We start from the raw sequence: 12,665 nt of genomic DNA, 5'->3' as shown, positions 1-12,665 counted from the left end.
GGCCCTCGGTCTTGCCCTGCCCGCGCACCAGTGCGGCGGCGACGATGGTGAGGCCCTCGGCGGCATCCGCGGCGTCGAGCCGGGCGAGCAGGGGCGGGGCGATCCGGTCCCGGTCGAGCAGCTGCGCCATCTGGCGATAGCCGAAACCTGCGCCGGTCGGGGTGTGGCTGGTGGTCGCGTCCGCCTTCACCGGTGCCCAGGGATCGCCGGTGCGGCCCTTGAACTCGGCGGCGGCGACCCGCGCGACCTTTGATCCGGCTGCCCGCGCCGCGAGGCCGCCCGGTGCGCGTTCGAGGCGGATGCGGCGGCAGACCTCGACATAGAGTTCGTCGAGCGCGGTGAAGTCCAGCGCGCGGCTGCCGTCCCACGGCTCGGTCCACAGCAACGCGAGGCCGGTGCGGCGGTCCGGCCTGGCGCGTGCGTCGGCCGCCAGCCGGGCGACATCGCGCCGGAAGGCGTCCGCCGCGCCGCCGGACGGGCGCACGCCGAAAGTCATGCGCGTGGCGAAGCCGCCGTTCATGCGACTGATCCCGTAATTGCCGGCGCCCAGGAAGCCTTCGTAGGTCTGGAGCGTGACCAGGGCGAACAGCCAGTCCTGGTCGGCGGCGGCGGCCATGCGCTCGGCCTTGACGTCGTGGTTCTTGGCGGTGACCAGCATGTCCAGCGCGTCGGGCGTGGGCAGGCGGTTCTTGTATTGCGCGCGATCGCCCGCGGCGACCACCGGCGGCTGGAGCAGCGCGGGCTGTGACCAGTCTTCGACCACCAGCTCCCAGGCGGTGGGGTGATCGGGGGTGAGGCCGCGGAGCAGGCCTTCCCACGCCTCCTCCGTTTCGGGCACCGTGTCCGCTCCGGCGCGGATCAGCGCCAGGGCGGCGACCTGGACGGTGAAGGCGTGCCAGGGTTCGCGCTGGTGCGGGCGCAGCGCGGGGAAGCTCCACGCCTCGCCACGCGCCAGCGCCGCGAACGCCGCGAACAACGAACCCCGGTGGAGCCCGTCGGCCCCGTCGCGCCACCCGATCATATTATCCCCGTCCCGAGTGGGAAGCTGTCGCGGATAGGTTCGACGTGCAACCGTGACTTCGTCCGTTTCGGACGATCTTGCCCCACGGGCGGGCTAGAGTCGCGCGATCCAGCGTTCCAGCCGCTCCGCTACCTCCGCGCGCGCGGGCGCCATGTCGGGCCAGCCGGCGAAGGCGAGCGCGATGCGCCGCGCGGTGGTGAGCGCGGACAGGCTGGAGAGCAGCAGCAGCGCGTCGGCGCGGTCCTCCGGCAATGGCGCGGGGCGATCCCGCGCGGCGGCGACCAGCGCGGCGACCAGGGTCAGGCCGGGCGACCAGAGCTCGGCAAACAGGCGCCCGTGCGCGGGGCCGGGCTGCGCCATCTCGCGCAGCATGAACGCGAACCAGGGGGCGCCCTCGCCGGCATCGTGGACCATGGCGAGCAGCAGGCGGACGATCTGCGCCAGCGCCTGCCGCGCCGCGTCGGGCGTCATCGCGGGCAGCGCCTGCGCCATCGCCTCCAGCGCCGGGCCCATCCGCTGGCGGTAGCGCGCGACGATGTCGTCCGCGCAGGCGAGGTAGAGCCCTTCCTTGCCGCCGAAGTGATAGGCGATCGCGGGCACCGCCACCTCCGCCTGCGCGCAAATCTCGCGCGTGGCGGTGGCGTCATAGCCGTGGCGCCCGAACAGCAGCAGTCCCGCCTCGACGAGACGGCGCCGCGTGTCCTCCCCGGTGCGGTACCGGCCGCGGACCGCACCGGCATTCCTGGCCTGCTCCATGGTCCCTTCCTAGCGGCGGTCGCCGTCTTGCTTAAGCCCCGATGTTCCAATATCTATCGTCCGATACACATTGGAGGCCGACATGAGCGCACCCGCCGAGAAGGGCTATGCCATCGATTATCTCCACCCCGCCGGGGAGCCCGCGCTGGTGCCGCCGGACTCGCCGCAATGGCGCGTGTTCAAGAACCCGATCGCGATGGCGGTGGGCGGCGTGGCGGCGGTGCTGCTGGAGTTCGCCGACGCGCGCATCCGATCGGGCGTATGGGACCATTCGATCTACAAGATCGACCCGATCGGCCGCTCGCGCCGCACCGGCATCGCGGCGATGGCGGGGGTCTATGGCCCGGCGAGCGCGGCGCGGCGGATCATCGGCGGGGTCAACCGCATGCACCGCAAGGTGGTGGGCGAAACGCCGGCGGGCGAGGCCTATCGCGCGCTCGATCCCGAACTGCTCGACTGGGTGAGCGCCACCGCGGGCTACGGCTTCCTGGAAGCCTATCACCGGTTTGTCGCGCCGGTCTCGCCGGCCGATCGCGCCCGTTACTATCGTGACGGCGAGGCGGTGGCGCGGCTGTATGGCGTGCAGCGGCCGCTGACCTCCGACGCCGATTTCCATGCGATGCTGGAGACGCTGCTGCCGCGGTTCGAGGCGCATCCGATCAATCTGGAGTTCCTTGAGATCATCATGTCCGGCCGGGCGGCGCCGACGATCCCCAAGGTGCTCCATCGCGCGCTCGCCCGCGCCGCGGTGTCGATCCTGCCGCCGGCGGTGCGCGCGCGGCTGGGGCTGGGCACCGCCTTCGACCTTACCGCGATCGACCGGCTGATGCTGCGCGCGGCGGGCAAGCTGGCCGACCGGGTGCGCGACCGCAATGCGCCCGCCTGGCAGGCGGCGGTGCGGCTGGGCCTGCCCGGCGATTTCGCCTGGCGCTCGCCCGCGGCACAGCGGCGCTGGTTCGCGCAGCGCGGGATGCAGCCGAACGCGGTGGGCGTGGCCGCGACCTGACACAGATGTCAGGCGGTCCGGCCTGCCGCCGCCTGCTACCGATCGATAGGACGAGCCGCCGCGAACAGGGGGCCGTCGACAAGGGAGAGGGATCAACATGCAGGCATTCGCCCGCCGCACACGCGCCGCCTTGAGCCTGGCGGCCGGCCTTGCCGCCATCGCCGCCGCGACGGCCGCGCACGCCCAGACCGTCGATGCGTCCGCCGGCACCCCTGCGTCGACCGCGCCGCAGGGCCAGCCCGCCGCGGATCAGGGCGCGATCGGCGACATCATCGTCACCGCCCAGCGCCGCGAGGAATCGATCAACCGCGTCGGCCTCTCGATCCAGGCGCTCTCGTCCGACACGCTCCAGGAACTGCGCGTCAACAACGTGCGCGACCTGACCGCCGTGGTGCCGAGCTTCACCGTGGCGCAGAGCTATCAGGGCGTGCCGACCTATACGTTGCGCGGCATCGGCTTCAACACCATCAACCTGTCGTCGACCTCCACCGTGGGCACCTATACCGACGAGGTCGCCTACGCCTATCCGATCATGAACACCGGCCCGCTGATCGACATCGAGCGGGTGGAGGTGCTGAAGGGTCCGCAGGGCACGCTCTATGGCCGCAACACCACCGCAGGCCTGATCAACTTCGTCACCGGCAAGCCGAGCGAGACGCCCTCGGGCGCGATGAGCGTGGACGTGGGCAATTACGAGACGTTCAACGTCGGCGGCTATGTCACCGGCCCGATCGCCGAGGGCATCCAGGCACGCATCGGCTATCGCGCGGACCTGAGCAACGACGGCTGGCAGATCAGCAACAGCCGGCCCGACGAACGGTTGGGCAAGGTGAAGCGCTACGGCGTGCGCGGCTCGCTGGCGTTCCAGCCGGGGCCGCTCAAGATCGACCTGTCGGCGACCTATTGGGTCAACAAGTCCGATACCGTTTCGGGCCAGGGCATCGGCTTCACCCCCGCGACCACGCCGGGCAGCGGCCGCAACGCCCCGTTCAACGCGCCGGGTCTGGCAGATTATATCAGCGCCAACCTGCCGACCAAGGGCAGCCAGGCCGATTGGGCGCCTTTCGGCCAGCGCAGCGCCGACATCGGCCGCGGCGCCGGCATCAGCGAGCCGCTGCGGGAGGACAATTGGTTCCTGGGCCTCAAGGGCCGGGTCGAAGTCGACTTCAGCGACACCGTCCGCCTGATCTCGCTGACCGGCTACAACGAGTTCGACCGCGACGCGACCTTCGACTGGTCGGGCGCGCCCTACGAAGTGCTGATCCAGCATGCCGAGGGACATATCGAGAGCTTCGCCGAAGAACTGCGGATCGAAGGGAATACCGAGCGACTGAACTGGCTGGTCGGCGGCTATTATGCCAAGGACACCATTTCCGACACCAACCGCACCCTGCTGGGCCAGAACGCCAATGTGGGGCTGGTCCGCGCCGGCGCGCTGTCGCTGCTCGGCACGCCGTTCAACAGCCTCGGCTATACCGTGGCGGATGCGGCGACCTCGTTCCGCACCTATCGTGACGTCGGCGACATCGAGACCGAGACGTGGAGCGTGTTCGGCAATGCCGATTTCGCCTTCTCGGAGCTGCTGAAGCTGACGCTCGGCGCGCGTTACACCCGCGATCGGCAGGATTTCGTTGGGTGCTCGCGCGATTTCAACGGATCGATGCTGCCCAACGTCAATGTCGCCAACCGGGCGCTGTTCTTCCAGCTCTACGGCCAGCTCGCCGCACCGATCAGCGCCAACGAGTGCAACACCTACAATCCCGAAACCAACACCTTCGGGCTGGTCACGTCGAAGCTGGACGAGGACAATTTCGCCTGGCGCGTCGCGCTGGACGTGACGCCCTCGCCGACGACCTTGCTCTATGCCTCGGTGTCACGCGGCTACAAGTCCGGCACCACGCCGATCAACGCCGCCAACATCGCACGGCAGAACTTCCCGGTGACGCAGGAGAAGCTGACCGCCTATGAGATCGGCGCGAAACTGGGCCTGTTCGACCGGCACGTCCAGTTCAACGTCGCCGGCTTCTATTACGATTACGCCGACAAGCAGATCAGCACCTATTTCGCCGACCCGATCTACACCGCGCTGTCGCGGCTGGACAATGTGCCCAAGTCCAAGGCCTATGGCGTCGAGGCGGAACTGACCATCCGCCCGGTGCCGTCGCTGACGCTGATCGGCAACGGCCTGTGGCTCAAGACGCGGATCGACAGCTATGTCGGCACCGATGCCGGCGGCCTCACCCAGGACTTCGAGGGTGCGCGCTTCATCTACAGCCCCGAATGGACCCTGTCGGGCACGGCGCTGTTCGACCAGCCGGTGTCCGACGCGGTGAGCGTCACCGCCAACGTCAACGTCCGTTACCAATCGCGCCAGACCACGATCTTCGAGGTCAATCCGCTGTACGACATCAAGGCCTATGCTTTGCTCAACGCCGGCATCGGCATCAAGGCGCCGGACGACCAATGGTCGTTCAACATCTGGGCGCGCAACCTGACGGACGAATATTACTGGAATGCGGTGGCCAGCAACGCCAACGTGGTGGTGCGGTTTCCCGGACAGGTGCGCACCTTCGGCGCCACCGCCGCCTTCCGTTTCTGAGAGGAGGACGAGCTGACCAGTTTCGTGCGCACCGACGAGCAACGGATGCTCGCCGAAATGCTGGACGCGCAGCTCGCCGGGGGGCCGCTGCCCTGGACGGAGGTGATCGACGCGACCGGGCTGGCGCTGCTGGGCGTCCCCGAAGCCGACGGTGGCCTGGGTACCGAGCTGCGCGATGCGGCGGTGGTCGCCGCGGCGCTGGGGCGGGGCAATGCCGGCCTGCCCTGGCCGGAGCATTGGGCGGCGACGCGCGGCCTGGCCGGTGACGACGCGTCGGACGCGCTGGCGCTGCTCCACTGCGCCGAACTGGTCGGGCTGTGCCGGACGATGATGCGCGACACCGCCCGCTTCCTGCACGAGCGGCGCCAGTTCGGCGTCGCGATCGCCAGTTTCCAGGCGCTGCGCCACCGGATGGCGGACATGGCGATGGCGCTCGAACAGGCGGAGGCGATGGTCGACCTCGCCCTCGATGGTCAGCGCCCGCAGGCGGTGAGCGCCGCGCGCGTGCTGGCGGAGGATGCAGCCCGCGCGGTGGGCGAGGGCGCGGTGCAACTGCACGGCGCGATGGGGCTGACCGCCGAGCTGCGGCTGGGCGGCTACTTCCGGCGGACGCGCGTGCTGATGCAGGCCGATGGCACCGCCCGCGCGCACCTCCGCCGCTACGCCGCGGCCTGATCCACCACGCCGCGCGCGATCAGGTCGCGCTGGATCTCGTTCGAGCCGGCATAGATGCTGCCCGCGCGGTTGTTGAGGTAGCGCGGCATCGCGACGGCGATCGCATCGGGCGCATTGTCCAGGTCACCCTGCCAGTCGGCGGCAAGTTCCAGCGCGAGGAGGTCGATCCGCTGCGAGGCCTCGGTGCCCAGCACCTTGAGCATCGATGGACGCACCGCATCGGCAGGGCCGCGGCCGGCGAGCGCGGCAAGCTCGATCGCGCGCAGCCCCTCGACCGCGATCGCCTCGCGCGCCAGTCGCTCGCCATTGCCTGGAAGCTCCAGCCAGCCGGTCGCCTCCGCCGCCTCGCGCACCGAGGCGAGATGCGCGGCAAGCGCGGGGGCGTAGCGGCCGCCGCGCTCGAACGTGAGGAGGTGCTTGGCGACCGTCCAGCCGTCGTTCTCGGCACCCAGTCGGCCGGAGACGGGTACGCGCACGTCGTCGAAGAACACCTGGTTGAACTCATGCTCCCCCGCCAGCGTCGGGATCGGCGCCACGGTGATGCCGGGGAGGGCCATTTCGAGGAGGAGGAAGGTGATGCCCGTCTGGGGCCGGCCTTCCGCATTGGTGCGGACGAGGCAGAACATCCGCTGCGCGAACTGCGCATGCGTCGTCCAGATCTTGGAGCCGTTCAGCACGTAATCGTCGCCGTCGCGCACGGCGCGCATGCGCAGCGAGGCGAGATCGGAGCCGGCGCCCGGCTCCGAATAGCCCTGGCACCACAAATCCTCACCCGAGAGGATGCGCGGCAGCAGCGTCGCCTTCTGTTCGTCGCTGCCATAGTGCATGATAACGGGCGCGACCATCTTCAGGCCCTGCGGCGCAAGCGAGGGCGCGTGCGCGGCGGCGCTTTCCTCCGCCCAGATGTAGCGCTGGACGTCGCTCCAGCCCGCGCCGCCATGCTCCACCGGCCAATCGGGCGCGGCCCAGCCGCGTTCGTGCAGAATCCGCTGCCAGGCGCGCGTCACTTCCGGAGGATGGAAGACGCTGGTCGCGCGCCGCGCGGCGCGGCGCAATTCCGGGGTCAGCCGTTCAGCAAGGAAGGTGCGCACTTCGTCGCGGAAGGCGAGTGCCTCGGCTGTGGTCAGCAGGTCCATGCCGGCATCATGCGCGCGTTCGCTACGCTGTCCACCTGACAGGCCGGTCAGGTCAGACGTGCGAGCCGAGATAGCCTTGGCTGGTCGCCGCCTGGATCATGCGCGCGCGGGTGGCGGCGCCCAGCTTGCCCGCGGCGTTGCGCAGGTGGAAGCGCACCGTGGAGACCGACAGTGACAGGATCACCCCGATCTCACCGTTGGTCTTGCCCGCCGCCGCCCAGCGCACGCATTGCGCCTCGCGCGGCGAAAGCTGCGCGCTGACGGTGGTGCGGCACGGCGCGACCTGCTCGGCATGCGCGGCGAGGAAGCGGAAGGCGAGGGTGAACATCGCCTCGGCATGGCGGGCGAACAGCGCGGCCATGTCGATCGGCCGATCGGTGACCCACACCACCGCGCCCACCTGCCCGGCCGGCAGGTGCACGGGGGCGATCAGCGCGCCGGTGAAGCCGAACTGTGTGCCCACGTCCGATACGTCGATCGCGTCGAGCAGCCGGGTCGGGCGCCACGAGCCCAGCCGTCCGTCCGCATACCAGATCGGCTCGGCGAAGATCCGAGCGGCGTGGAGAAAGGTGGAGCGCAGCGCCAGCTGGCGATTGTGCCAATAGCCGCTGCCGACCGCGGGCCAGGGAAAGCGCTCCGCATAAGGGCGGCCGTCGCGGTCGGTCATCGGCGCGGGATCGCCCAGGTCCGACTGCGCGGCGACGCAGGGCAGGCCGGCCGCGGCGCCATCGGCGACGATCCTGGCGGCCAGCGCCTCCACCGCGTCCCACCCGTCTTCCACGATCTCTCCGCCCCCGCTTCAGGCCGAAGGCTGGCGCCGGGCCCGGGGAGACGCGTCCACCGGCTCCCCGGCGGCCTGCGCCTGCCCGCGCGCCACCCCGACCAGCGTGCGACGGGCGGAGCGGATGTGCGCGGTCATCACCGCGCTCGCCCATTCGCCGTCGCGCGCGGCGATCGCCTCGACCAACTCGCGGTGCTGTGCGGCGCTGCGCTGGAGCTCGACGCGGGAGTAATTGCGGAAGGTGCTCATCACCAGCGGCATCTCGGTGAGCGAGCCGAGCAGGTCGCGCAGCCGCCCGTTGCCGCACGCCTCCAGGACACTGCGGTGGAAGTCGGCATTGACCACGGCGACGCGGTCACGATCGATCTCCGGCTCGGCGACGATCGCGACCATCTGCTCGGCAAGATCGCGCAGATCGGCGGCTTGCTCTTCGGTCGCGCGCTCCGCCGCGGCGCGGGCGGCGAACGCCTCCAGCATGACGCGCAACTCGTAGATCTGCTCGATCTCGCCCAAAGTCCAGCGCGCGACGAAGGCGCCGCGGTTGGGGATCAGGCTGATCAGCCCCTCCGCGTCCAGCCGGCGCATCGCCTCGCGGATCGGCGTTCGGCTGAGGCCGCTCACCTCCGCCAGCTGCTGCGCGGTGAGGTGCGAGCCTTGCGGATAGGTGCCGGCGATGATCCCTTCGCGGATCGTCCGGTAAGCATTGTCGACGGCCTTGCTCATGGGTGCATGCGATCCGCGGTTGCGTCCTGCACAGGTCATGAATGGCTTGGCGCGCAGGGGCAAGGCGGGGCTGATCGGGGGCGATCGCAATCAGGTGCGGGGCGGCGAGGCTGGGAATCGAAGTGGATGCAGATGACACTTGGAAACTCGACTATTCGCACGAACTGTGACACGACCGCTCGTATGACATCGAAGATCGCTGCTAATCTGCATGCAATGAAGCAAAGGGCGCCGAGGTGAGCGCCTCGCTGGAGCTGGTGGAAGTGTCGCCGCGCGACGGCCTCCAGAACGAGCGCGCGATCCTGCCGACCGCCGACAAGGTGGAGTTGATTGCGCGGGCGGTCGCGGCGGGCGCGCGCCGGATCGAGGTGGCGAGCTTCGTCAATCCCGCGCGCGTGCCGCAGATGGCCGATGCCGAGGCCGTGATCGCCGCGCTGCCGCGGCGCGCGGACACGATCTTCATCGGCCTGGCGCTCAACGCGCGGGGCGTTCTGCGCGCGCTGGACACCGCGATCGACGAGATCGGGCTGGTCTGCGTCGCCTCCGACACGTTCGGCGCGCGCAACCAGAAGCAGAGCAGCGACCAGTCGGTCGACATGGCGTGCGAGTCGATCCGTCTCGCGCGCGAGGCCGGGCGCCGGGTGCAGGTGACGATCGCGGTGGCGTTCGGCTGCCCGTTCGAGGGCGCGGTCGACCCCGCGCGCGTGGTGGCGATCGCGCGCCGGCTCGCCGCGGCGGGCCCGCGTGAGATCGCGGTGGCGGACACGATCGGCGTCGCGCGGCCGGACGAGGTGGCGCGGCTGGTGCGGCTGGTGCGCGAGGCGGTGGCGCCGCTGCCGGTGCGCGTCCACCTCCACGACACGCGCGGCATGGGCGTCGCCAACGGGCTGGCGGCGATCGAGGCAGGCGCGCGCACGGTGGATGCGGCGATCGGCGGCACCGGCGGCTGCCCGTTCGCGCCGGGCGCGGCGGGCAACACCGCGACCGAGGCGATGGCCTATGCACTGCCCGAGGCGTTCGGGCTGGACCTGCCGCGGCTGGTGGAAACCGCGCGATGGCTGGATGCGCGGCTCGGCCGCACCCCGACCAGTGCGGTGGCGCGGTCGCTCGGCTAGGGCCGGGGGGTCAGGCGCCCCGCCAGGCCGACACGAACGCGCGGGCGCGCGCGCCCACCTCTTCCGCGCTCAGGCCGGTTGTGTAGAGCGCCGAGCCGAGCCCGAACCCCGCCGCACCCGCGGCACGCCAGGGCGCCATCGTGTCGGGGGCGATGCCGCCGACCGGCAGCACGCGCGTGCCGGTGGGGAGCACCGCGCGCATCGCCTTGAGCACCGCGGGCGAGGCGGCCTCGGCGGGGAACAGCTTGAGCGCGTTCGCGCCGGCCTCCAGCGCCGCAAACGCCTCGGTCGGGGTGGCGATGCCGGGCAGCGAGACCATGCCGGCCGCCGCGGTGGCGCGGATCACCTCAAGGTTGGCGTTGGGCGAGATCACCATCGTGCCGCCCGCCGCCTCCACCGCGGCGACGTCCGCGACGCGCAGCACCGTGCCCGCGCCCAGCACCGCGCGCCCTTCCAGCCGCCGCGCCAGCCGCTCGATGCTGACGAGCGGGTCGGGCGAGTTGAGCGGCACCTCGATCAGCGTGAAGCCAGCCTCCACCAAGGCCTCGCCCACGTCCTCCGCCTCCTCCGGACGGAGTCCGCGCAGGATGGCGATCAGCGGCAGCTGCGCGAAGGCGGCGTCGAAGGGGGTCATGTCAGGGCTCCGATGGCGGTGATGCCGGCGATGAAAGCCGCCTCGCTGTCGACACGCTGGACGGTGCGCCCGTGCGCCGTGGTCGCGGCGGCATAGAGCGCGCCGAGCGCCGGATCGGCGAGCAGGTGGACCTCGCGATGCACAAAGGTGCGCAGCGCGGCGTCGACATCGGCGCCGATCAGCAGGCCGCTGGTGTAGGCGGCGGCTTCGGTATCGTCGCGCAGGCCCAGCAGCCCCGCGGCGCGGACACCGAACAGCGCCGCGGCCAGGCCCTGGTCCCGCGCCGCGGCGACGCCATCCAGGAATGCCGGCCCGGCCGTCACCGCACCGCCCAGCTGCGGCGCCAGGATCGACTGGCCGCGCAGCAGCGCGAACAGTTCGCCCGTCATCGCGGTGGTGAAGCGCGCGATCCGGCCCGCCGCCATCTCCGCCCATTTGCAATGCGTTCCCGGCTGCACCAGCAGCGCGTCAGGCGGAGCCAGTCCGGCCGTCACCGCGCCGAACAGCTGCACCTCCTCGCCACGCATCACGTCGCCGCGCCCGTTATCGACCACCGAGACGCCGGGCACGAGCGCGGTGCGCGCGTCGATCCAGGCGAGGCCCGCGGCGATCGCCTCCAGCCCCGCCGGCGCCGCCACATAGCCCGCATCGCGCCAGCCGATGCTGGACCCCACCATGCCTGCCATCAGCACCGGCAGGTCGCCGAAGCGCGTGCGCATCGCGGCGATCTCGGCGGGATAGGCGTCGCGCGCCACCGATTTCACGCCGCGCGCGTCGTGGAGGCGATCGGCGATCATGCCGTCCTCGATCCGATAGATGCGGCGGTTGGTGGTGCCCCAGTCCACCGCCAGGAAGCGCGCGCCCAGGCTCATCTCGCGCCGTCTAGAGGATCACCGGCGACAATCCAACCGGCCGGTAAGGGGAATGACAAGGCCGGCGTGGGGATCGCAACCATGCGATGTCGTGCCCGCTTGGCCGGGCAGCTAGTGGCAAGACTCTGCGGTGGTCGAGGTTCAGTACCGCGGCGGCCAGTCGGAAGCGGCGGCGCGCGCCACCAGTGCGTGTGGCTCGGGGAAGGGCTCGGGCCAGGCGAGCGCGCGGGCGCGGGCGAGCAGGCGTGCCTGTGCCGATGCCTCCGCGGGATCGTCGCCGACCATTGCCGTTGCCGCCGAGGTGGCGAGATTGGCGCCCGATGCGTCCAGCGCGAACGGATCGGCGCCGCGATCGAGCAGCAGCTCGGCGATCGCGAACCGCTCCATGTCGAGCGCGAGGTGCAACGGGCGGCGGCCGAGTGGGCCGATCGTGTCCGGATCGGCACCGCGATCGAGCAGCAGGCGCACGCCCGCCGATGAACCCAGTGCGATCGCGGCGCGCATCGGCTCCAGCGGCGCGGCGCGCGGGGCGGACGAGGCATCGTGATCGAGCAGGATCAGCGCCAGCTCGGGCCCGCGCGCGTGCAGCGCCAGGATCAGCGGGGCGCCGTCTCCGGCGCCGTCGGGCGCCGCGCCGCGGTTGAGCACGGCCGTGAGCAGGATCTGGTCGCCGGTCGCAACGGCGATCTCGGCGAGCGACAGCCCGGCCACACTGGTGCGCGCCAGCGCGGGGTCGCGCGCGAGCAGGTCGTCGAGCCGGTCGGCATCGCCGGACAGCAAGGCTTCGACCAGCGCGCGGCCGCTCTCGCCGAGTGCCGGATCGCGGCGGAGCGACTCCGCGTCGGGCAGGTCCGCTCCGGGGACGAAGGCGTCGGTGGCGATGCCGTGCATGGCGGTGTCAGTCTGCCCGCGCGTGCGGGCTGTCAAGCTAGCGCCCCGCCGTGCTCGCCAGCACCCAGTCCATCATGTGGCGGTTGATCGGTGCCATCGGGCCATATTGCGACAGGAAGCTCGATCCCTCGGGCGCGAGGCCGGAAAGGCGGTGGGTGGTGCCGAAGGCGTTGGGCACCAGCGGCAGCGCTTCCTGCGCGGTGGTCAGGAACTCGCCGGGCACGCTGAAATTGTCCGCGCTGCCGGGCAGGCGGCCCGCCTCGGCGGCAACCGAGCGGCCCTGCCATTGCGAGATCAGGTGGAGCCCCGCGGCGTTGAAGGTGATCGCCTCGCGGCCGGACGCGTTCGCGGCATGCGAGGCGAGCCCGCCGCCCAGCGAATGGCCGACGAAATCGACGTCGATCGCCGGATCGACGCGGCTGATCGACCGGCCGATCTCGAGTGCACGCGCATAAT

Annotated in this window: 13 protein-coding genes; 4 read left to right on the top strand and 9 right to left on the bottom strand. The window is 71.2% G+C overall.

What is annotated here, in order from left to right; translation table 11 throughout:
• Positions 1-1,021, bottom strand: a 1,021-nt coding sequence (locus ACFDTH_RS14705) for a hypothetical protein (protein WP_375288307.1), incomplete at its 3' end; no start/stop codon positions are given.
• A gap of 93 nt (positions 1,022-1,114) precedes the next feature.
• Positions 1,115-1,777, bottom strand: coding sequence for a CerR family C-terminal domain-containing protein (locus tag ACFDTH_RS14700; protein ID WP_375288306.1), 663 nt, complete (start codon positions 1,775-1,777; stop codon positions 1,115-1,117).
• Between the two features lie 82 nt (positions 1,778-1,859).
• Between ACFDTH_RS14700 and ACFDTH_RS14695 the strand changes: the two genes are divergently transcribed.
• The 3 genes from ACFDTH_RS14695 to ACFDTH_RS14685 all read left to right on the top strand — a co-directional run bounded on the left by ACFDTH_RS14695 (position 1,860) and on the right by ACFDTH_RS14685 (position 6,057).
• Positions 1,860-2,783, top strand: coding sequence for an oxygenase MpaB family protein (locus ACFDTH_RS14695; protein ID WP_375288305.1), 924 nt, complete (start codon positions 1,860-1,862; stop codon positions 2,781-2,783).
• Between the two features lie 97 nt (positions 2,784-2,880).
• Positions 2,881-5,382: a TonB-dependent receptor gene (locus ACFDTH_RS14690; protein WP_375288304.1), complete on the top strand. Its 2,502-nt coding sequence runs from the start codon at positions 2,881-2,883 to the stop codon at positions 5,380-5,382.
• 24 nt (positions 5,383-5,406) lie between these two features.
• Positions 5,407-6,057, top strand: a complete 651-nt coding sequence (locus ACFDTH_RS14685) for an acyl-CoA dehydrogenase family protein (protein WP_375288303.1) — start codon at positions 5,407-5,409, stop codon at positions 6,055-6,057.
• On the opposite strand, the gene ACFDTH_RS14680 is transcribed toward ACFDTH_RS14685, so the two are convergent.
• Genes ACFDTH_RS14680 through ACFDTH_RS14670 form a run of 3 tightly spaced genes read right to left on the bottom strand, consistent with a single transcriptional unit; the run spans position 6,042 to position 8,697 of the window.
• Positions 6,042-7,193, bottom strand: a complete 1,152-nt coding sequence (locus tag ACFDTH_RS14680; protein ID WP_375288302.1) for an acyl-CoA dehydrogenase family protein — start codon at positions 7,191-7,193, stop codon at positions 6,042-6,044. The two genes, ACFDTH_RS14685 and ACFDTH_RS14680, sit on opposite strands and share 16 nt — an antisense overlap.
• A gap of 52 nt (positions 7,194-7,245) precedes the next feature.
• Positions 7,246-7,974, bottom strand: coding sequence for a LuxR C-terminal-related transcriptional regulator (locus ACFDTH_RS14675; protein ID WP_375288301.1), 729 nt, complete (start codon positions 7,972-7,974; stop codon positions 7,246-7,248).
• Between the two features lie 18 nt (positions 7,975-7,992).
• Complete coding sequence (locus ACFDTH_RS14670; RefSeq protein ID WP_375288300.1) at positions 7,993-8,697, bottom strand: GntR family transcriptional regulator; 705 nt, start codon at positions 8,695-8,697, stop codon at positions 7,993-7,995.
• Between the two features lie 236 nt (positions 8,698-8,933).
• Here ACFDTH_RS14670 and ACFDTH_RS14665 point away from each other — a divergent pair, with 236 nt between their 5' ends.
• Positions 8,934-9,812: a hydroxymethylglutaryl-CoA lyase gene (locus ACFDTH_RS14665; protein WP_375288299.1), complete on the top strand. Its 879-nt coding sequence runs from the start codon at positions 8,934-8,936 to the stop codon at positions 9,810-9,812.
• 10 nt (positions 9,813-9,822) lie between these two features.
• Here ACFDTH_RS14665 and ACFDTH_RS14660 read toward each other — a convergent pair whose 3' ends face one another.
• From ACFDTH_RS14660 to ACFDTH_RS14645, 4 genes are all read right to left on the bottom strand, one after another.
• A complete protein-coding gene (locus ACFDTH_RS14660) occupies positions 9,823-10,446 on the bottom strand; it encodes a 2-dehydro-3-deoxy-6-phosphogalactonate aldolase (RefSeq protein WP_375288298.1) in 624 nt (207 codons plus the stop codon).
• Positions 10,443-11,318 (bottom strand): 2-dehydro-3-deoxygalactonokinase, encoded by an 876-nt coding sequence (locus ACFDTH_RS14655; RefSeq protein WP_375288297.1) that lies wholly within the window; start codon positions 11,316-11,318, stop codon positions 10,443-10,445. Before ACFDTH_RS14655 ends, ACFDTH_RS14660 begins: the two co-directional genes overlap by 4 nt.
• 141 nt (positions 11,319-11,459) lie before the next feature.
• Positions 11,460-12,209, bottom strand: a complete 750-nt coding sequence (locus tag ACFDTH_RS14650) for an ankyrin repeat domain-containing protein (protein ID WP_375288296.1) — start codon at positions 12,207-12,209, stop codon at positions 11,460-11,462.
• A gap of 37 nt (positions 12,210-12,246) precedes the next feature.
• Positions 12,247-12,665, bottom strand: a 419-nt coding sequence (locus tag ACFDTH_RS14645) for a hypothetical protein (RefSeq protein WP_375288295.1), incomplete at its 5' end; no start/stop codon positions are given.

The sequence above is a fragment of the Sphingomonas sp. genome (genome assembly GCF_042096255.1).
Lineage (GTDB): Bacteria > Pseudomonadota > Alphaproteobacteria > Sphingomonadales > Sphingomonadaceae > Sphingomonas.
Note: the sequence above shows the minus strand (reverse complement) of the source record. Positions and strands in the feature narration are given on the sequence as shown.

Coding starts and splice junctions, on each gene's coding strand:
- ACFDTH_RS14670 (WP_375288300.1), bottom strand. CDS start 8,697: ATGAGCAAGGCCGTCGACAATGCTTACCGGACGATCCGCGAAGGGATC.
- ACFDTH_RS14650 (WP_375288296.1), bottom strand. CDS start 12,209: ATGCACGGCATCGCCACCGACGCCTTCGTCCCCGGAGCGGACCTGCCC.
- ACFDTH_RS14690 (WP_375288304.1), top strand. CDS start 2,881: ATGCAGGCATTCGCCCGCCGCACACGCGCCGCCTTGAGCCTGGCGGCC.
- ACFDTH_RS14660 (WP_375288298.1), bottom strand. CDS start 10,446: ATGACCCCCTTCGACGCCGCCTTCGCGCAGCTGCCGCTGATCGCCATC.
- ACFDTH_RS14680 (WP_375288302.1), bottom strand. CDS start 7,193: ATGGACCTGCTGACCACAGCCGAGGCACTCGCCTTCCGCGACGAAGTG.
- ACFDTH_RS14700 (WP_375288306.1), bottom strand. CDS start 1,777: ATGGAGCAGGCCAGGAATGCCGGTGCGGTCCGCGGCCGGTACCGCACC.
- ACFDTH_RS14695 (WP_375288305.1), top strand. CDS start 1,860: ATGAGCGCACCCGCCGAGAAGGGCTATGCCATCGATTATCTCCACCCC.
- ACFDTH_RS14655 (WP_375288297.1), bottom strand. CDS start 11,318: ATGAGCCTGGGCGCGCGCTTCCTGGCGGTGGACTGGGGCACCACCAAC.